Annotated in this window: 18 protein-coding genes; 4 read left to right on the top strand and 14 right to left on the bottom strand. The window is 57.4% G+C overall.

Translation table 11 applies throughout. The features are described 5' to 3' along the window. Positions 1-39: 39 nt before the first annotated feature. Positions 40-939, top strand: coding sequence for a UV DNA damage repair endonuclease UvsE (gene uvsE / locus A3841_RS01180; RefSeq protein ID WP_073850455.1), 900 nt, complete (start codon positions 40-42; stop codon positions 937-939). Here uvsE and A3841_RS01185 read toward each other — a convergent pair. The 11 genes from A3841_RS01185 to ric all read right to left on the bottom strand — a co-directional run bounded on the left by A3841_RS01185 (position 928) and on the right by ric (position 9,665). Next, positions 928-1,425: a DUF4112 domain-containing protein gene (locus tag A3841_RS01185; protein WP_073850456.1), complete on the bottom strand. Its 498-nt coding sequence runs from the start codon at positions 1,423-1,425 to the stop codon at positions 928-930. The genes uvsE and A3841_RS01185 overlap by 12 nt on opposite strands. A 37-nt stretch (positions 1,426-1,462) precedes the next feature. Further along, positions 1,463-1,696 (bottom strand): hypothetical protein, encoded by a 234-nt coding sequence (locus A3841_RS01190; protein ID WP_139307850.1) that lies wholly within the window; start codon positions 1,694-1,696, stop codon positions 1,463-1,465. A gap of 145 nt (positions 1,697-1,841) precedes the next feature. After that, the gene (locus A3841_RS01195) at positions 1,842-2,234 is read right to left on the bottom strand and encodes a hypothetical protein (protein ID WP_235861239.1); all 393 of its coding nucleotides are present in this window, start codon (positions 2,232-2,234) and stop codon (positions 1,842-1,844) included. A 186-nt stretch (positions 2,235-2,420) separates the two neighbouring features. Next, positions 2,421-3,938, bottom strand: coding sequence for an L-aspartate oxidase (nadB, locus tag A3841_RS01200; RefSeq protein WP_073850458.1), 1,518 nt, complete (start codon positions 3,936-3,938; stop codon positions 2,421-2,423). A 2-nt stretch (positions 3,939-3,940) separates the two neighbouring features. Then, on the bottom strand, positions 3,941-4,987 hold the full coding sequence (nadA, locus tag A3841_RS01205; RefSeq protein ID WP_073850459.1) for a quinolinate synthase NadA: 1,047 nt from the start codon (positions 4,985-4,987) through the stop codon (positions 3,941-3,943). Between the two features lie 123 nt (positions 4,988-5,110). Next, positions 5,111-5,587: an RrF2 family transcriptional regulator gene (locus A3841_RS01210; RefSeq protein ID WP_073850460.1), complete on the bottom strand. Its 477-nt coding sequence runs from the start codon at positions 5,585-5,587 to the stop codon at positions 5,111-5,113. Between the two features lie 41 nt (positions 5,588-5,628). After that, positions 5,629-5,955 carry a metal-sulfur cluster assembly factor gene (locus A3841_RS01215; RefSeq protein WP_073850461.1) on the bottom strand — a complete coding sequence of 109 codons (327 nt, stop codon included), beginning with the start codon at positions 5,953-5,955 and terminating at the stop codon, positions 5,629-5,631. Continuing rightward, a complete protein-coding gene (locus A3841_RS01220; RefSeq protein WP_073850462.1) occupies positions 5,933-7,243 on the bottom strand; it encodes a hypothetical protein in 1,311 nt (436 codons plus the stop codon). Before A3841_RS01220 ends, A3841_RS01215 begins: the two co-directional genes overlap by 23 nt. Positions 7,244-7,252: 9 nt before the next feature. Beyond that, entirely contained in the window at positions 7,253-8,077 is an 825-nt protein-coding gene (locus A3841_RS01225) for a DUF2249 domain-containing protein (RefSeq protein WP_073850463.1), read from the bottom strand. A gap of 2 nt (positions 8,078-8,079) precedes the next feature. Beyond that, positions 8,080-8,583, bottom strand: coding sequence for a hemerythrin domain-containing protein (locus tag A3841_RS01230; RefSeq protein ID WP_073850464.1), 504 nt, complete (start codon positions 8,581-8,583; stop codon positions 8,080-8,082). A 122-nt stretch (positions 8,584-8,705) separates the two neighbouring features. Further along, a complete protein-coding gene (gene ric / locus A3841_RS01235) occupies positions 8,706-9,665 on the bottom strand; it encodes an iron-sulfur cluster repair di-iron protein (RefSeq protein ID WP_073850465.1) in 960 nt (319 codons plus the stop codon). 352 nt (positions 9,666-10,017) lie between these two features. Between ric and A3841_RS01240 the strand changes: the two genes are divergently transcribed. From A3841_RS01240 to A3841_RS01250, 3 genes are all read left to right on the top strand, one after another. Continuing rightward, entirely contained in the window at positions 10,018-13,305 is a 3,288-nt protein-coding gene (locus A3841_RS01240; protein ID WP_073850466.1) for a vitamin B12-dependent ribonucleotide reductase, read from the top strand. A gap of 137 nt (positions 13,306-13,442) precedes the next feature. Then, entirely contained in the window at positions 13,443-13,838 is a 396-nt protein-coding gene (locus A3841_RS01245) for a group III truncated hemoglobin (RefSeq protein WP_073850467.1), read from the top strand. A gap of 13 nt (positions 13,839-13,851) precedes the next feature. After that, positions 13,852-14,271, top strand: coding sequence for a hypothetical protein (locus A3841_RS01250; protein ID WP_073850468.1), 420 nt, complete (start codon positions 13,852-13,854; stop codon positions 14,269-14,271). A 45-nt stretch (positions 14,272-14,316) separates the two neighbouring features. Here the strand turns inward: A3841_RS01250 and A3841_RS20675 are convergent, their stop codons facing one another. The 3 genes from A3841_RS20675 to A3841_RS01265 form a co-directional block, all read right to left on the bottom strand. Continuing rightward, positions 14,317-15,654, bottom strand: a complete 1,338-nt coding sequence (locus A3841_RS20675; protein ID WP_139307851.1) for a hypothetical protein — start codon at positions 15,652-15,654, stop codon at positions 14,317-14,319. Next, on the bottom strand, positions 15,654-16,094 hold the full coding sequence (locus A3841_RS01260) for a hypothetical protein (RefSeq protein WP_073850470.1): 441 nt from the start codon (positions 16,092-16,094) through the stop codon (positions 15,654-15,656). The genes A3841_RS20675 and A3841_RS01260 overlap by 1 nt, the downstream gene beginning before the upstream one ends. A gap of 67 nt (positions 16,095-16,161) precedes the next feature. Then, positions 16,162-16,785: a thioredoxin family protein gene (locus tag A3841_RS01265; protein WP_073850471.1), complete on the bottom strand. Its 624-nt coding sequence runs from the start codon at positions 16,783-16,785 to the stop codon at positions 16,162-16,164. Positions 16,786-16,937 lie beyond the last annotated feature (152 nt).

Below are 16,937 nucleotides of genomic sequence, written 5' to 3' on the forward strand. Positions count from 1 at the left end.
GTCGCTCCGTAGGTTCAGAGTATACTTTTCCCTGGAACTATGAAAATCGGATACCCCTGCATCAACGAGGCGCTCGACTGCCGCTCCTCCCGCACCTTCCGCTTGGCCTCCTACTCCGAAGAGCGCCTGATCGAGACCGTGGAGCAGAACCTGAGCTGCCTGCGCCGCATCCTGGAGTACAACGTGCAGCACGGGCTGCTCTTCTTCCGCCTCACCTCCGACCTAGTGCCCTTCGCCTCGCATGAGATCAACCAATACAACTGGCAGGAGCATTTCAAGATGACGTTCCGGCGGCTGGGCAGCTACATCAAAAACAATAATATGCGCATCTCCATGCACCCCGATCAGTTTGTGGTGCTCAACTCGCCCAATGAGAAAACAGTGCGCAACAGCATCGCCGAATTAGTCTATCAGGGAAGTATACTGGATCTGATGGAGCTGGACACCACGGCCAAGCTGCAGATACACGGCGGAGGAGCCTACGGCGACAAGCCATCAGCCATGCAGCGCTTTGCCGAAGTATACCACAACCACCTGCCCGCCGCCGTAAAAGCCCGCCTCTGCGTGGAGAACGACGACCGCACGTATACCCTGCAGGACTGCCTGCAGCTGCACGAGCTTACCGGTATGCCTGTGATCTTTGATAACCTGCACCACGAGTGCGTGAACAACGGCGAGCCCATGCGCGAGGCCGTGGAAATGGCCGCCGCTACCTGGCAATCCGAAAAAGACGGTATCCTGATGATGGACTACAGCTCGCAGGCGCCCAACGAGCGGCGCGGCAAGCACGTGCAAAGTATAGAGGAGCAGCTTTTCCACGATTTCCTGGCTGAAACCGAGGGGCTGGACATGGACATTATGCTGGAGATAAAGGACAAGCAGGCAAGCGCGCTCAAAGCCCGCGATATGGCCCGAAGCCTGGGTCGTTTAGAAGTATGAGGCCACCAGGTGCCACATCCACTCGGCTAGTTGCCACAGCAACCATACCAGGAACACCAGCAACACCACCAATCCTATCAGCACGCCCGCCATGATGCCTTTACCGCTGCCCTGGTACTTGCCTTCCTCGTAGTGGCGGCGCAGCAGGCGCACGTTGCGCTCATTGGCTTTAAAGGCAAAGTCGAAGATGTTGCCCAGTATGGGAATGCTGCCGAAGATAACATCCAGCCCGATGTTCAGCATCATCAGGGCCACCAGCTTGCCGCTGGCCCCGTGGCGTGCCATGGTAAGTATGAGCACCGCCGATACGCCAAAAGAGGCGATGTCGCCGGCGAAGGGCAACAGGCCCAGGATAGGATCTAAGCCAAAACGGAAATTAGTGCCTGGAAACCGGAACTGGTTGTCCATCAGGTAAGCAATGTGGTCTACCCACTTCAGCTTTTCGGAGCGCGGGGTGCGGGTGTAGTGCGTGTTTTCTGTTGCCATACGCGCTTATACGGTGCAAGGCAGGAAAGGTACGCGGCTATGGCACCATGGGATGGCGCTGCTGCTGCCATTGCGCCCTGCGGTGCTTTTTGGCCGCGGCATGGTAATAGCTGGTGTTCTTCTTATGCTTTTTAAAGGCCTTTACGCCCTTGGCCTTCTTCTGGAAAAGCCCCCTTAGCTTTGGCCACTCTGCCGTAGCAGCCTCTGCCGAGGCACCGTAGAATGCGCCGCCCGCCAACAGCAGCAGCACCATTGCAAATACTCTGACCATCGTAGCAGGATTAGGTATACAAGTATAGATCTATTCCTTAAACGCAGCATCCCGCCGAAGGAGTATGCCAGGGGCATAAAAAAAGGAGCTGCAGCAGCGACCTTCACCGTTGCTGCAGCTCCTTTTGGTAAGAGCGGAACTCTGTTTAGCTTTTGCCTTTCTTGCCTTTCGCGTGTTGGGCGGCGCCTCCCTTGCCCTTGCTTCCCTGGTTACCTTTGCCACCCTGGTTCCCTTTGGCTTGGGGCTTGGCTTTGGTTGCTGTGGCGTTGTGGCCTTTCACGACCACCACCGTGGTGTTGCCTTTGCCAGTGCCCCTGTTCTTGGTGTGTCCGGGATTGGTGGTGCGTGGGTGGTGCGGGTTGTTCGGGTTCTTGTACCAGCCCTTGTGCAGCCCGTTGTCCTTGCGGGTGACGCTCTTACTCTTGCTGATGACCACCACCTTGCCGTTCTTATCCGTCTTCTTGCGGGATATGTGGCACGAAGACATGGAAACCACTGCCAGCAGCACCAACAGTACTTTTACAAAAGTATACTTCATCGAACTCGGTTTTAGGAATTATCTGAGACTACAGGAAGTGTAGCCGCTGCTAATATACTGCAATGTTTAAATCAATTCCTAATCTGAGATGCCAGACACCCTTCTATCCGGTAACGGGGCAGAAAAACAGCACAATCAACAAGTATGATTATTTTAACTATATTTTTAAATGGATCTGCACCAGCCCTAAGCCAGCTCCGGCTCCTGCACAAGGTAATGGCCCCCTACGCTCTGCTTTCTGCCCAGGCAGGCATTTATGGTAAGGGCAGCCACTGTGAGCATGTTCTGCAGCTCCCACACCGCAGGTGCTGCACCTGCCGCCCCACTTTCCTGCAATTGCCGCCTCAGCTGTTCCACCCGCTCTTTTGCCTCCAGCAGGTTTTCCTGGGTGCGCGCTATGCCTGCTTTCTCCCACATCAGGTGCCGCAGCTCCTCTTTTATACTTGCCAAGGCAGGAGACACAGCAACAGCAGCCTGGCCGTTAAACTCTGGAACTGTTATACTTTCTGTGTGCTCATACTTTTGTGCTACAGCGTGTGCCGCCGCCGCTTTGCCAAACACCACCCCCTCCAGCAGCGAGTTGCTGGCCAGGCGGTTGGCCCCATGCACCCCGGTGCAGGCCGCCTCCCCCACAGCGTACAGACCAGGCACAGTGGTTTGCCCATGCACATCCGCAACCACGCCCCCGCATTGGTAATGTGCCGCCGGCACCACCGGTATCAGGTCTCGTTCAGCCAGTATGCCTATACGTTTGCAGGTGTTGTAGATAAGCGGGAAATGCCGCTGCACATGTTCTTCCGGCAACTGCCGCGCATCCAGGTAGAGGCAGGGCGAGCTGTGCTGCTGCATCTCGTGGTACACGGCCCGGGCCACCACATCGCGTGGGGCAAGCGAGCCCTGCGCGTGGTAGCGGTGCATAAACGGCGTGCCGTCCGGCAGCACCAGTTCCGCGCCTGCACCCCGCAGCGCCTCGCTTATCAGGAAAGTATCTCTGGAGGCAGGGTTGTAGAGTGCCGTTGGGTGAAACTGGATGAACTCCATATGGCTGACCGCTGCTCCTGCCCTATAAGCCATGGCCAGCCCGTCGCCGGTGGCGATGCTGGGGTTGGTAGTGTGCTGGTATACTTGTCCCGAACCGCCGGTGGCCAGCACCACCGCCCTGGCAAGTATGGCTTTGGGTTCGCCGGTCTTCAGGTTCAGTAGCTGCACGCCCTGGCAGGCACTAAGCTGCGTGCGTAGCTCCAGGGCCATGTGGTGCTCCAGTATAGAGATATTTGCATGCTGCCGGGCTACCTTGCCCAGCACCTGCTGCACGCTCAGGCCGGTGTGGTCTTTCACATGCACGATGCGGTGCTGGCGGTGGCCGCCTTCCAGCCCCAAGGCTATACGTTTGTCTTCATCCCCATCAAAGCAGACTCCCTGCTGCTGCAGCCAGTCTATACTTTCGGGCGCCCGCTCCACCATGAAACGCACCGCCGCCTCGTCGCACAGGCCTGCCCCGGCAACCAGGGTATCCTGCACGTGCTGCTCAAACGAATCCATTTCGCTCAGCACCGCGGCAATGCCGCCCTGCGCGAACATGGTGTTCGTCTCGGAAAGAGACGCTTTACAGACCACGGCCACCCTACCGTGCGCGGCCGCCTGCAGGGCAAAGGTTAAGCCCGCTATGCCGCTGCCAAGCACTACATAATCAACCCGAAGCATTGTTATGCAAAGGCCAGCATGCGCTCAATCGGGGCCAGGGCGCGGCGGCTGATCTCCGCATCCAGCGTTACCTCAAACAGTGCCTCTTTTTCCGTGCCGATGGCGCGCAGAGCCTCCAGCGTGCGCTGTATGGTTATCTGCTTCATGTGCGGACACTTGATGCACGGAACAATAAACTCCTTCTCAGGATACATGCCGCGCAGCGTAGCGCCCAGGTCGCACTCCGAGCCAAGTATAAACTGGCGGGTTTTGCTCTCGCCTACAAACCGGATGATGTCGGAGGTGCTGCCCACCACGCCCCCGGCACCGGTCAGCGCATCGGCCACGGTATTGTCGGGCACCTCCCAGTGCACCAGCACCTGGGCCTCGGGGTACATCAGTTTCAGGCCGTTGATGCGCTGCGGCGTGAACTGCTCGTGCACCTCGCACTTGCCCTCCCAAAGTATAAGCTCCTTGCCTGTCTCGGCTTTAATCTTGGTTTGCAGGTTGCGGCCCATGAACAGGTCGGGCAAAAAGATGAGCTTATCGCCGCCCAGCGAGCGGGCAATGTCCAGGGCGTTGCGGGAGGTGCAGCAGATGTCGGCCTCGGCCTTGGTCTCGGCGTAGGTATTGATGTAGGCCACCACCGGCACGCCCGGGTACTGTTCTTTCAGCTTGCGCACATCGGCACCGGTTATACTTTCGGCCAGCGAGCAGCCGGCATCGAAGCTGGGCAGCAGCACCTGCTTCACGGGATTGAGCACCTTGGCGGTCTCAGCCATGAACTTCACGCCGCAGAAGATGATGTTATCCGCCTCCACGCTCTTGGCGGCCACGCTCAGGCCCAGCGAGTCGCCCACGAAATCGGCGATACCCCCGTCCTTGTGCTCCACCTGCAGTTCGGCGGGCATGTAGAAATGCGAAAGTATCACGGCGTTTTTCTGGCGTTTCAGCTCGCGGATCTCCTCCACGGCAGCCAGCAGTTCGGCCTCCTGACGTTCAAAGAAGGCACCAGGGTTCATGGCGCTGAGTTTCTCCAGGAATGCGCCTCGGGTTTGGGTAGTTAGCATGATAAGGGTTGCTGAGGCTCAGGAAGTATAAGCCCCTCCTGAACCGGTGTGTTGTTCTATGTTAGAAGATAAGATGTGGGGTTACTAGCTGGAATGGTGTGGCAGGGTTAGCAGCACAGCCGTCTATTCCATACTACGGATTCTCGGCGTGTTTTCCACCTCCTGTACATTCGTGATAAAGTACTCGCCGGAGTTGATGCCATCTACCAGCGTCTGGATGGTTTTGGAGCGGAATACTGCCAGCAGCTGCCCGCGGTAGGCCTTTATGTCGTCATGCAGCGGGCAGGGATGCGTGTCGGAGCATTCCTTCATGCCCATGCCGCACTTCCTGAAAGCCTCCAGGCCGTCGATGATCTGCACCACTTCCAGTATGCTGATCTCGCTGGCCGGCCGGTGCAGAAAAAACCCGCCCCCAGGGCCTTTCACCGAGGCGATCACGCCTTTCCGGACCAGGTCCTGCAGGATCTTGCCCATGAAGTGCGCCGGCAGCTCCAGCTCCTTGGCAATTTCTTTTATCCCCACTTTAAGCCCCTGTGCATCATTCAGGGCGATGTACACAATGGCGCGCAGGGCATATTCGGTTGTTTTAGATAGTAGCATTGGTAAAGTCTATGTTCATCTGACATTGACGCGGCCGCAAGTTACGATTTCCCCTCCAGCTGCCGCATGCCTTCCTCGGTGATCATCTCGGTACTCCACGGCGGCGACCACACCAGGGTTACTTTTACGTCGAGGCTCGGAAAACGCTTTATCAGGATCTGCTCCGTAGCCGTTACGATGGTGCCGCTCATGGGGCAGCCGGGCGTCGTCAGCGTCAGGTCCACGGCCAGCACCCCCTCCTCCGTCAGGCTAACCTCATACACCAGCCCCAGGTCCACTATGTTGATACCCACTTCCGGGTCGATGATATACTTTAAGGCTTCGTACACTTCCAGGCCGAAATCCTCAGGCATGTTTTGTGTTTCCATAGGTAAAGGGTTTTAATTCTTGAACTTTATGCAGCAGCATGTGGAACACGTTGGCCGTGTACAGCAGGGAGGTAAGCGTGAAGCCAATGGCCCCGGCAAGTATAACCTGCTCGCTGCGGAGCAGCACCCCCACCACTAAAAGTATAAACCCGAGCAGGTAGCTGATGTTTTGCCAGCGCAGCAGGGCATGGCTGTAAATATCTTTGGGGAGCGGCGTTTTAAAGCGCCCCACGTAATCCTCGTACGCGTGCATCCACACAATGAAAGGCAGTGTCTTGAAAGTTTGCCCCAGTATAAGCGCCGAGATGAACCCCAGGAAGACCGAGATGCCATAGACCAGGTAAATCGATGACAGCAGCGCCTGCGGAAGCGCCAGCCTGGAACTTACCACCAGCACCAGCAGAAGCGGCAGCAGAAGCAGGGCCAGCGCCACAAAGGTTTGCCTCATGCCCAGGTCCAGGTCCTGGCGCTGGCGGGTCCTGGCCGCGTCGCGCAGGTATAACAGGAACAGCGCCACGCCGCCTATCACCAACGCCGCGTATACCGGCAGCAGAGCTGTCTGGAAAAGCAGGTGATCGATGATGAAAAGGACCAGCCCCGCGTTGATCAGGTTATAGGACCAGCTGAGCTTTTTGGTGTCCTCGTGGTGCGCCAGCAAAAACATGGGAATCAGCTTGGACCCCACCCCGATGATGAGCAGCAGAAACCAGCCGGCCATGCCGATGTGGGCGTGCAGCTTAAGGTAGTGCGTGTGCTCCACCGGCAGGAACGGCGTCGTGAAGTTCACCGCCATCAGCAGCCCCACCAGCCCGGTTACCAGCAGCCAGATAGCCGAGGTAACGATAAAATCGGACTCTACGGTCCATTTGGGGGCCTTGCGGGCTGTTTGCGCCACGTTGATGTTAAAAAGTATAAAGGCGATGACCAGGCTACAGGCTGCCACGTGCAGCACCCAGCCCAGCTCAAAGTTCCAGAAGGACCAGGCCAGAAGGATGGATCCCACGCCCAGGAACGCGAAGGCGGCTACGGCCAGCTTCTCTGAGTAAAGCTTGCAATCCAGCACCACCGGCAGCAGTTGGTACAGGGCCCCGAAGATAAGCATGGTAGCCCAGCCCAGTGCCGCCACGTGCGTCAGGGTGAGCAGTTTAGGGTGGAAGTAGTGGCCGCTAAAGGCATCGGTGGAGAAAAGCAGCAACACGCTCAGGGCCACAAATGCCAGAGAGGCAAAGGCGTAGTGCGGCAGCACAACCCATTTTCCCGGCGAGTTAGATGTAGTGGCGGTGCTCATGGTAATTCGTTATCTGTAAATAAGAAGGTATACTTCGTTCGGGCCGACTTCGTTTATGGCTACCTTAAAGCCACGCTCCTCCAGCTGTGGTAACAGGAACTGCGGCACCCGCTTGTGCACCACGTATAGCGCCTCCTCGGTTGGCAGGTTTTCCAGCTCGCCCAGAATGGTGATCATAGGCTGCGGCATTTCCAGGTGGCGCACATCCACGCGTTTCACCTTGCCGGCAAACCTGGCCAGGGTCTTTTCAAAGTCGTTTCCGGCAGGAGCTATACTTTCCACTGCTGTGGCCTCCGGCGCTTTCTCCAGCCAGAAATAAGTATAAACCAGGTCTGGTGACTTGGTGTCGGTAAAGTAGCCGTAGCCTTTCTTTTTAAGTATGGCGATGAGCGGTGTGGGCTCGAACGTGTTGATGATCAGCAGCGCGTTGGTGGCGTCTATGCCGTCCACGGCGTCCATTATCTTCAGAAACGGGTCGCTGCCGGTGGCAATATCCTCGCGCACATCCAGCTGCAGCAGGCGCTCTGCGGGCAGCTCGACCAGGAAAGCCGGCATTCCGGTAGTAGCAGGTATGGATTGGGACTGTGTCATGCCTTTGGTAGTTGTCTCATCACTGACGGTAAAGCCCAGCGGCCTCAGCTTTTCATAGAAGCGCTCCACATCACAGCCCCCGATGCGGGCAGCATCCGCGATGGTTACCCGGGAGGCCAGCACCTTGCGCAGCAGCGGGTTGCGCAGCTTCTCAAAATGCCTGTTTATACTTGCGATGGCTTCTATGGCAGCCGGATTCTCTTTTATCAGGGCTGATATCTTGGTGTTGGCTGCTATGCGCATGGTTAGGCGACTTTGGCTTTTTTAACCCAGAACTCCGGTGTGAAGTTGTCCAGGCGCGGGTCGTGCTTGTGCTCAAGCAGCTGGCCGGCCAGCTCCAGTTCATCCGAATGGGCTGCGGCCTGCAGGTACGGGAACAGCTCTCTTTCCTCCCAGCGGATGTGGTCGGTCAGGTCCTGGTCCAGCACTTTAAACAGGTCCCTGTTCATCGGGCTGCCCTCTTCTATCAGCTCCACCAGCGCCTCGATCAGCTTATGCTCTTCATGCATCCTGGTGCGTTGGGTGTCCTCGTGGGGCAGCAGCCTTTCCATCAGCCACTCCTCCTCCTGGCAGTGCTCCTTTAGTATGTTTTCCCAGAAATAACGCACGTAGGCGCGCATCACCTCCAGATCAGTCCCGTTCTTCAGCCCCTGGCGCAGCTTCCAGCAAAACAGCAGCCCAAAGTGGTGCTCCCGTGACAGCGGAACCAGGCTTTTATCCCTTTTCTGGGGTGCCATCGTCTTTTTCATGATCGTGGGTATTAATGGTTTTTACCTCCCCCTAACTAACCCCCTCCTAAAAACAGGAGGGGGAGTTAGTCTTGGCTCCCCCCTGTTTTCAGGGGAGGGCCGGGTTAGGGTACTAGGGTATCTTACTTCAGTACTTCCTTCTCCATCTCGATCGCCTTCGGGAACAGGATGTTGTTCTCGAGGTGGATGTGGCGGAAAAGGTCATCCTCGAACTCCTTTAGCTTCTTGAACGCAACCGTGTAGGTGGCGCAGGCATCGGCAGGCAAGGTATAGTTGTCAGTCAGCTCACGGATTCGCTCCATCTCACCGCCCGCACTCTCGTGCTCCATCTCCATCATGTTGATCGGGTTCTGGATAGAGCCAAAGCCGGCCGGCTCCAGTTTCACGCCGCTCTTCTTGGCCTCTTCCAGCTGCTTGATGTATGGGAACAGCACGCGCTCCTCTTTCGGCATGTGCGCCTCCAGCTCGTTGGCCACGTTGGTGTAGTGCTTTACTACCTCTACTAGCTCCGGATGGCGGCTGCCGTGCACGCGGGCAATTTTGGTGGTGTATTCATATAGGGCCGGGATCGCCTCACGCAGGTACTTATGGTGCATGTTCACGATGTAATCCGCTAAAAAGCCCAGGTCCCACTTGTCGTACTCCGCATCGCGCTCCTTCTCGGCCTGGTCCATAGCAATCAGCTCGGCTTCCAGTTCGTCCTGGCTGATGCCTTTCTCGGCGCACACCTGCTTCACCGACTTTTTACCGCCGCAGCAGAAATCGATGCCATACTTCTTAAACACCTGCGCTTTGCGGTAGTCTTTGGCTACCAGCTCGCCCACGCTCTCCCCTTCTTCCGGCGTCAGCTTCGAGATCTGCACCTCCCATACTGCGGGGCCCTGCTCCAGGTACTCCCACTTAAACACGTTGCCGCGCTCGCCCAGCAGCTGGTAGTACAGCGGCTTCGGGTCGTGGTCGTTATGAATGATAAAGGCCTCGCCACCTTTGAGTTTGTCAAACCACTGAAAAATGGTTGGGTGCTTCATGCGTGGCTCCAGTACGGTTACGTCCAGTGTTTCTATTGTTTGTGTAATTGCCATTGTGGTAAAAATTTTTTGGGTTTCTAATCAATCACCGCTGTAAAGGTAAAAGACGGTTTTTAAAAATAAAAGAGTTAAAGGTATTTTATTATTTTATTCAACGCATTACCTTTACAACAGGTTCCAAAGCCGCCTGCTTTTTACTGCGGGCTCCTTAAGCATGGCTGTATAACCATGGCTCACAGTCACTTAAAGAACATTTACAAGTATAACTGAAAGTATAGTAGGCGAAAATGACCGATGTCATCTTTACAGTTGACCTTGCTCATCCTTTCCGAGGTGGGCAAGCCTTAGCTTAGTATTCTTATACCTATATAGATATATCCCCTTACCCTTAAACAGGAAATCCCTCATGAAAAAACCAGCTGCAGGCACCGGCCTCCCTTTCTCCCGCCACTTCACCAAACAAGGCCAGAGTGCCTACGACCAATTCGCGTACGAGCTCCGCTCCTCCACCATCCGCAACCCGTCCGGCGACGTGGTGGCCGAGCTGCAGGGCGTGGAGGTGCCGGCGCAATGGTCGCAGATAGCCACCGACATCCTGGCCCAGAAGTACCTGCGCCGCGCCGGCGTGCCGCAACCCGATGGCAGCACCGGCTCCGAGAAATCGGTGAAGCAGGTGGTGCACCGCCTAGTGAACTGCTGGCAGCAATGGGGCCTGAAGTATGGCTACTTTAAAAAGCAGGACGATGCGCAGGTGTTCTATGATGAACTGGTGTACATGCTGCTGGGCCAGTACGCCGCGCCTAACTCGCCGCAGTGGTTCAACACGGGCCTTTTTGCCTCTTATGGGATAGCAGGAAAAGCGCAGGGGCACTATTACGTAGACCCGTCCAACGGGGAGCTGCGCGAGTCGGACTCGGCCTTTGAGCACCCGCAGCCGCATGCCTGCTTTATACTTTCGGTGGAGGACGACCTGGCCCAGAAGGGCGGCATAATGGACCTGCTGGTGCAGGAGGCGCGCATCTTTAAGTATGGCTCGGGCGTGGGCACGAACTTCTCCAGCATCCGGGGCAAGAACGAGCCGCTCTCCGGCGGTGGCAGCTCCTCGGGCCTGATGTCGTTCCTGAAGGTGAGCGACCGCGCGGCCGGGGCCATCAAGTCGGGCGGCACCACGCGCCGGGCAGCCAAAATGGTGAGCCTGGACCTGGACCACCCCGAGATTGAGGAATTCATCAACTGGAAAAAGGACGAGGAGAAAAAGGTGGCGGCGCTGATCGCCGGCGGCTACTCCTCCGATTACGAGGGCGAGGCGTACCAGACCGTGTCGGGCCAGAACTCCAACAACTCGGTGCGCGTGCCCAACAGCTTCTTTAAGGCCCTGCATCAAAACGCCGACTGGCACCTGACCGCCCGTACCGATGGCAGTATCCTGAGATCCATACCTGCCCGCAAGCTGTGGCGGCAAGTGGCCGAGGCCGCCTGGGCCTGTGCCGACCCGGGCGTGCAGTTCGACACTACTATTAATGAGTGGCATACCTCCCCGGCAGAAGGCAAGATACAGGGCTCCAACCCCTGCTCAGAGTACATGTTCCTCGATAATACCGCCTGCAACCTTGCCTCGCTGAACCTGATGCGCTTTTTTGACGCCGAAAAGCAGGAGTTTGATGTAGCGGCCTTTGCCCACGCCTGCCGCCTCTGGACGGTGGTGCTGGAGATCTCGGTGCTGATGGCGCAGTTCCCTTCCGAAATTGTGGCGCAGCGCTCCTTCGACTACCGCACCATCGGCCTGGGCTATGCCAACCTGGGTGCACTGCTGATGGTGCAGGGCCTGCCCTACGACAGCGACGCCGCCCGTGCCATGGCCGCCGGCATCACCTCGCTTATGACGGGCGTGGCCTACAGAACCTCCGCAGAGCTGGCGGCCACGCTGGGCGCCTTTGCCAAGTATGAGCAGAACAGGGAAAGTATGCTGCGCGTGATCCGCAACCACCGCCACGCCTGCTACGACGAGGCTGGCAAGTATGAAAACCTAAGTATAAAACCTGTTGGGCTGGATCAGCAGCTTTGCCCGCCACAGCTCCTGAAGGCCGCGGGGCAAGCTTGGGATGAGGCTCTGACGCAGGGCGAGCAGTATGGCTACCGCAACGCGCAGGCCACTGTCATCGCGCCAACCGGCACCATCGGCCTGCTGATGGACTGCGACACCACCGGCGTGGAGCCCGACTACGCGCTGGTAAAGTATAAAAAGCTTTCCGGGGGCGGCTATTTCAAGATCATCAACCAATCCATACCGGTGGCGCTGCAGAAGCTGGGCTATACGCTGGCGGAGCGCGAAGCGATCGTGAACTATGCCAAAGGCCACGGCACCTTTAACGGGGCTCCGCACATCAACCCGGAGACCTTGCTCCAAAAAGGCTTCCTGCCGGAGGAGGTCGCGCAACTGGAGGCGGCCCTGCCAAAAGCCTATGATGTGGCCTCGCTGTTCAGTGTGTATACCCTGGGAGCGGATTGCCTGGAAAGACTAGGCTATACGTCGGCAAAGTATAACAACCCGGACTTTAACCTGCTGCAGGCGCTTGGCTTCACGGCCCGCCAGATAGACGAGGCCAATAGCTACGTATGCGGCACCATGACCGTGGAGGGAGCCCCTTTCCTGAAGCCGGAGCATTACCCGGTGTTCGACTGCGCCAACCGCTGCGGCAACAAGGGTACGCGCTTCATCAAGGCCGAGGGCCATATTTACATGATGGCGGCCGTGCAGTCCTTCATCTCCGGGGCCATCTCCAAAACCATCAACCTGCCAAACGAGGTGAGCGTGGAGGACGTGGCCCGCTGTTACGAGTTGTCATGGGAGTTGGGGCTGAAGGCCTGCTCCATATACCGCGACGGCAGCAAGCTCTCGCAGCCGCTTACCTCCAAAAGCAGCCAAACCGAGGAGAAGGATGAGCCGGAGGAAGCTTCCAGCCCCGTAACCGCCGACGAGAAGTATAACGCCGAGCAGGTGCTCAAGGCAGCGCAGTCCATCCTGGCCGATTCTGCCAACGAGGGATTCCGGCAGGAGCTGGCCCGCATGGTGGAGCGCCGCAAGATGCCCGACAAGCGCACCGGCTTCACGCAGAAGGCCAAGATTGACGGCCATACCGTGTACGTGCGGACGGGTGAGTACCCCGACGGCTCGCTGGGTGAACTGTTTATCGACATGTACAAGGAAGGGGCCTCGTTCCGGTCCATCCTCAACTGCTTTGCCATTTCAGTGTCGCTGGGGCTGCAGTATGGCGTGCCGCTGGAGGAGTTCGTGAACCGCTTTACCTTTACCCGATTCGAGCCGGCCGGCCGCGTGGAGCACCCCAACATCAAATCGGCCACCTCGGTGTTCGACTATATGTTCCGGCTGCTGGGCTACGAGTACCTCAACCGCACCGACCTGGTGCATGTGAAGCCGGAAGACCCGGAGATCATGGCTGCTGAAGCGCCGCTGCAGGCAGCAGTTGAGCCTCCCGTGGCAACGCCTGCCAGCAATGGCAAAAGCTATAAGGTAGTATCGCAGAGCCGGACCGTGCTGATGGAGCAAACGCAGCAGGTGCTCGCCAGCATGATGGGCGACGCGCCGGCCTGCAACGTCTGCGGCCACATCACCATCCGCTCCGGCACCTGCTACAAATGCCTGAACTGTGGCAATAGCCTCGGTTGCAGCTAGGAGCAGTTCCTGATACGAATGACTTATTTCTGATGATTAATTGTTAGAATCAGGATCTGCGCCTCTCATCCTCTACTAAAAGCATGGGAGGGAGTTAAGGGAGGCTGTAGATCCTGATGCTGACATAACTTTATACGATGACGAATAAACAAGACATACTAACCCTGGACGACGTGAAGCTTTTGGTTGACACCTTTTACACCCGCGTGCGCGCTGATGCGCTGCTGGGGCCGATCTTTGACGAAAGGATACAGGACCGCTGGGCGCGCCACCTCGACATCATGTACCGCTTCTGGCAGACGGTGCTGCTGGAGGAACTTACCTATCACGGCAGCCCGGGCACCAAGCACATCACGCTGCCTGTTGGCGCCGAGCACTTCGACAGGTGGATCTCGATCTTCTATACCACGCTGGACGAACTGTTTTCCGGCGAGAAGGCAGAGGAGGCGAAATGGCGCGCCCAGAAAATGGCTGATATGTTTGCCTCCAAGATAGAATATTACAAGCAAAACAGCGGCAGAACGATTCTCTGAACCACAGCTATACATGAACTACGAGTCGTATGTGATTCCCGTCATCTTTGTGTGGGTGGGATTCGTGAGCGCCATCAGCTTTATGGAGGCCTGGCTGAAGTTCCGGGCGCCGGGCGTAACGCTTCCTATCGGCCTGAGCATCGGCCGCCTGGTCTTTAAGGGATTAAACAGTGTGGAGTGGGTCTTTGGCCTGGCATCTTTCCTGTTGCTTTTCCTGGGAGGGGGCTTGGGCGGGAGCAATTCATACTTGCTGTACATCCCGTTGCTGCTCCTGCTGCTGCAGACCATCTGGCTGTTGCCCGCCATGAACAAGCGGGCTGAGCGGGCTATCGCAGGGGCGGAACTCCCTAAGTCAACGCTGCATTTCTACTACATTGGTGCCGAGGTGCTCAAATTAGCGCTCCTGGTTAGCTTCGGAATTAGCCTGCTGTAAAGGCAGTTCGTTTATACTTGCAGTGTGCTGTGCTGCTGTGGGCGCCTAGCCGCGTGCTGCTGTCGTTGCAGCGTGGCTACCCACGTCCTCAACAGCCTGTTGGGGAGCAGGATGATGCTTTTGCCGCAGTTGGGAAAGGAAGAACAGCCCGATGCCCACGGGCAAAAGTATACTTACCCCAAAGAGCAACTCGTTGAAGTCAGGTATGGCGCCCAGCCCCAGCCAGAGGAACAGCCCCTGCGCGAAAAGGTATGCCTCGCTGCCTATAAAGGCCAGTATAAACAGACCCATGCCCCAGCGGCTCATACTTAGCTCAAACTCCACCCAACCCTGTTGCGCCAGCCAGGCAAGTATGAAGAAGCTCACAAACCCGATGAGCACCAGGTGCAGGTACCCGATGATGAAGAAGCGCAGGTTATAGGCCAGATCCGCCATGTAGGGGAAGGCGGTGGAGAACTGCATCAGCGTCTTCAGTATAAACGCCAGCGCGGCAAGTATAAGTATGGCCCGCCCCCAGCCCGGGAACAAGGTATAGACCTGCCCACGCACCGGCCACAGCACCCGCACCAGCAAAACCAGCGCCAGCACCTGCACCAACGCGGCCAGTCCTCCTACAACGTATACCATAGCACCGGGCTTAATCCAGAGTACCGAGAGCAGGTAGGCAGGCAGGCAGGTCCAGAACATCAGCCTGAAAAAAAGCAGGCCATACTTCTGACTAAAGCCGATCTCATACTTCTCGAGCAACCAGACCAGTAGCCCCAGCACCGCGAACGTAAACCAGCCGTTGTAGAGGAAGTGCAGGTAGAAGTAGATGGCGTTATAGTAAAGCGCCGAGCCGCTGTGCCCCGTGGCCATGATCGGCCCCATCGCCCACGGGCCCAGCGACGAGAGCGCCAGGAAAAACAGGGCCGCTTTTATGAACCGGAACGACAGGGTATGTACCCCCTGGCTTACGCGCGCGGCCCTGGCGTCTTTCAGGAAACAAAGTATAAACCAGTAGCTCAGCAGGATGTGCGCCGTGGAGAACGTGATGGAAATCGCACCGTAACCTTGCACCGGGAAACTGAGCAGCATGCCCAGCACCGCCGCCTGCGCCAGCCAGAACTGCCGGAAGTATACTTTCCGGCAGCGCACCTCCGGGGGCAGGTAGGCGTGCAGCAAAGCAATAAAGAGCGCCGGGTACAGCCAGCCCAGCAGCGCCGCATGCGAGTGGGCGTGCAGCAGGTGCTTGTAATTAAGCCCTGCCACAGGCGCCACCAGCATCCAGCGCAGCAGCAGGCCCAGCAGCGCAATCACCACCAGGCTCAGCAAGGCCGACAGTAGCGGAAGCCGCCAACGGTTTATACTTGCGCCAGCAATTTCTCCTCCGGTTTGGGGCATTATTTAAAGTATGTCTGGTACTCACCCAGTCTTTCGGCCAGGCGGTCGCGGGCGGCAAGGGCCGTTTCCGGGTTGTTCGTCTCAAGGGCCTTTACATCCTCCAGCATCGGCATCAGGTAGGCGTGCAGCATGTCGTGCTCGGTGCCCTGCATGCGGCACTCCTTAAACACCTCCTGGAAACCAAGCTGCATGCCGCGCCCCAGCTCATTGATGGCGTCTATCGAGTCTGCCTCCGGCTGGTTCAGGTGGTCCTCCATCAGTTGCTGCAGCTGCTGCAAATTGTCATTGGTGGGCTCGTCGGCCTGCCAGCGCTCCCCGTCATTCAGGGCAAGCGCGGTGGGCGTGGCGTGTGCCTCGCTGTGGCTGGCTTCATCGCCGTGGCCCTGCGAGCAGGAAAACAGCATCCCTGCCATGGCCAAAAGTATAAAAGCGTATTTCATGGTATAAAGGTTAAGGTTGATACTTCAGGAAGCAAGGTGGATTACCCCTGCTTTATACTTTCATAATTTATACTTCCAGGGCCGGGGCCTCCTGCAGTAGCTGCACCAGGTCCTGCTGCAGCGACTGGCTGCGGTCTTTGGCGTACCAGAGCTGTACCTGCTGCACCAGCTCGTCGTGCCTCACGTCAGGCTTTGCGGCTTTCAGCTGCCTTACCTGCTCCTGAATGGCCGCCGGCCTTGGGCCCCAGGTAAACACGCGTTCCCCGGTCGTGGCATCCATACAGATCAGTTTGGGAATGGCGCGGCTTCCGTTGGTCAGGCAGGTATCCATCAGGGCGGGGTTTTCGTCGCGCAGCAAAACGGTCAGCGTTACGTTTGGCGCCTCCTCGGCGATGGCCGCGATGGCCGGTAAAAGCTGGGCGCCATCGCCGCACCAGGCCTCCACCAGCACCAGCCACTCCCAGGGCTGCTGGTTCTCCTCCAGCAGGGCCTTTAGCTCGGGCTGCAAGACAAACTGTTTCTCCACACGCTTCATGCGCTGCTGGTTCAGTTTGGTAAAGTTAATTCGCTGCTCGCTCTGCTCCTCGCCTGTGGTCTTGTTCTGTACCACCAGCTCGTCTGTTAGCGCTTTAAATTCCTGGTAGGTCATGGGGTTCACCAGTTCCTGTTTCGTTATGATTGAGGTGTTCATCAGTCTATTATTTGTTCATACAAACGTAGGCTAAATTCCTCAGCCAGAAAATGATATTCATCACCCTTGCCAGGATACTCCCATACTTCCTGCCGGCCGGTTTGCTCCATTGGCAGAAAGTGACACAAATCATTTTTGTAGCTGACCAACCT

Source organism: Pontibacter flavimaris (assembly GCF_001907195.1).
Lineage (GTDB): Bacteria > Bacteroidota > Bacteroidia > Cytophagales > Hymenobacteraceae > Pontibacter > Pontibacter flavimaris.

Excerpts from the sequence above, each read along its gene's own strand:
- A3841_RS01265 (WP_073850471.1), bottom strand. The coding sequence starts at position 16,785 with ATGAACACCTCAATCATAACGAAACAGGAACTGGTGAACCCCATGACC.
- nadB (WP_073850458.1), bottom strand. The coding sequence starts at position 3,938 with ATGCTTCGGGTTGATTATGTAGTGCTTGGCAGCGGCATAGCGGGCTTA.
- A3841_RS01190 (WP_139307850.1), bottom strand. The coding sequence starts at position 1,696 with ATGGTCAGAGTATTTGCAATGGTGCTGCTGCTGTTGGCGGGCGGCGCA.
- A3841_RS01185 (WP_073850456.1), bottom strand. The coding sequence starts at position 1,425 with ATGGCAACAGAAAACACGCACTACACCCGCACCCCGCGCTCCGAAAAG.
- A3841_RS01260 (WP_073850470.1), bottom strand. The coding sequence starts at position 16,094 with ATGAAATACGCTTTTATACTTTTGGCCATGGCAGGGATGCTGTTTTCC.
- A3841_RS01210 (WP_073850460.1), bottom strand. The coding sequence starts at position 5,587 with ATGCTACTATCTAAAACAACCGAATATGCCCTGCGCGCCATTGTGTAC.
- A3841_RS01215 (WP_073850461.1), bottom strand. The coding sequence starts at position 5,955 with ATGGAAACACAAAACATGCCTGAGGATTTCGGCCTGGAAGTGTACGAA.
- A3841_RS01250 (WP_073850468.1), top strand. The coding sequence starts at position 13,852 with ATGAACTACGAGTCGTATGTGATTCCCGTCATCTTTGTGTGGGTGGGA.
- A3841_RS01220 (WP_073850462.1), bottom strand. The coding sequence starts at position 7,243 with ATGAGCACCGCCACTACATCTAACTCGCCGGGAAAATGGGTTGTGCTG.
- uvsE (WP_073850455.1), top strand. The coding sequence starts at position 40 with ATGAAAATCGGATACCCCTGCATCAACGAGGCGCTCGACTGCCGCTCC.
- A3841_RS01240 (WP_073850466.1), top strand. The coding sequence starts at position 10,018 with ATGAAAAAACCAGCTGCAGGCACCGGCCTCCCTTTCTCCCGCCACTTC.
- A3841_RS01230 (WP_073850464.1), bottom strand. The coding sequence starts at position 8,583 with ATGAAAAAGACGATGGCACCCCAGAAAAGGGATAAAAGCCTGGTTCCG.
- A3841_RS01245 (WP_073850467.1), top strand. The coding sequence starts at position 13,443 with ATGACGAATAAACAAGACATACTAACCCTGGACGACGTGAAGCTTTTG.
- A3841_RS01225 (WP_073850463.1), bottom strand. The coding sequence starts at position 8,077 with ATGCGCATAGCAGCCAACACCAAGATATCAGCCCTGATAAAAGAGAAT.
- A3841_RS01195 (WP_235861239.1), bottom strand. The coding sequence starts at position 2,234 with ATGAAGTATACTTTTGTAAAAGTACTGTTGGTGCTGCTGGCAGTGGTT.
- nadA (WP_073850459.1), bottom strand. The coding sequence starts at position 4,987 with ATGCTAACTACCCAAACCCGAGGCGCATTCCTGGAGAAACTCAGCGCC.
- ric (WP_073850465.1), bottom strand. The coding sequence starts at position 9,665 with ATGGCAATTACACAAACAATAGAAACACTGGACGTAACCGTACTGGAG.
- A3841_RS20675 (WP_139307851.1), bottom strand. The coding sequence starts at position 15,654 with ATGCCCCAAACCGGAGGAGAAATTGCTGGCGCAAGTATAAACCGTTGG.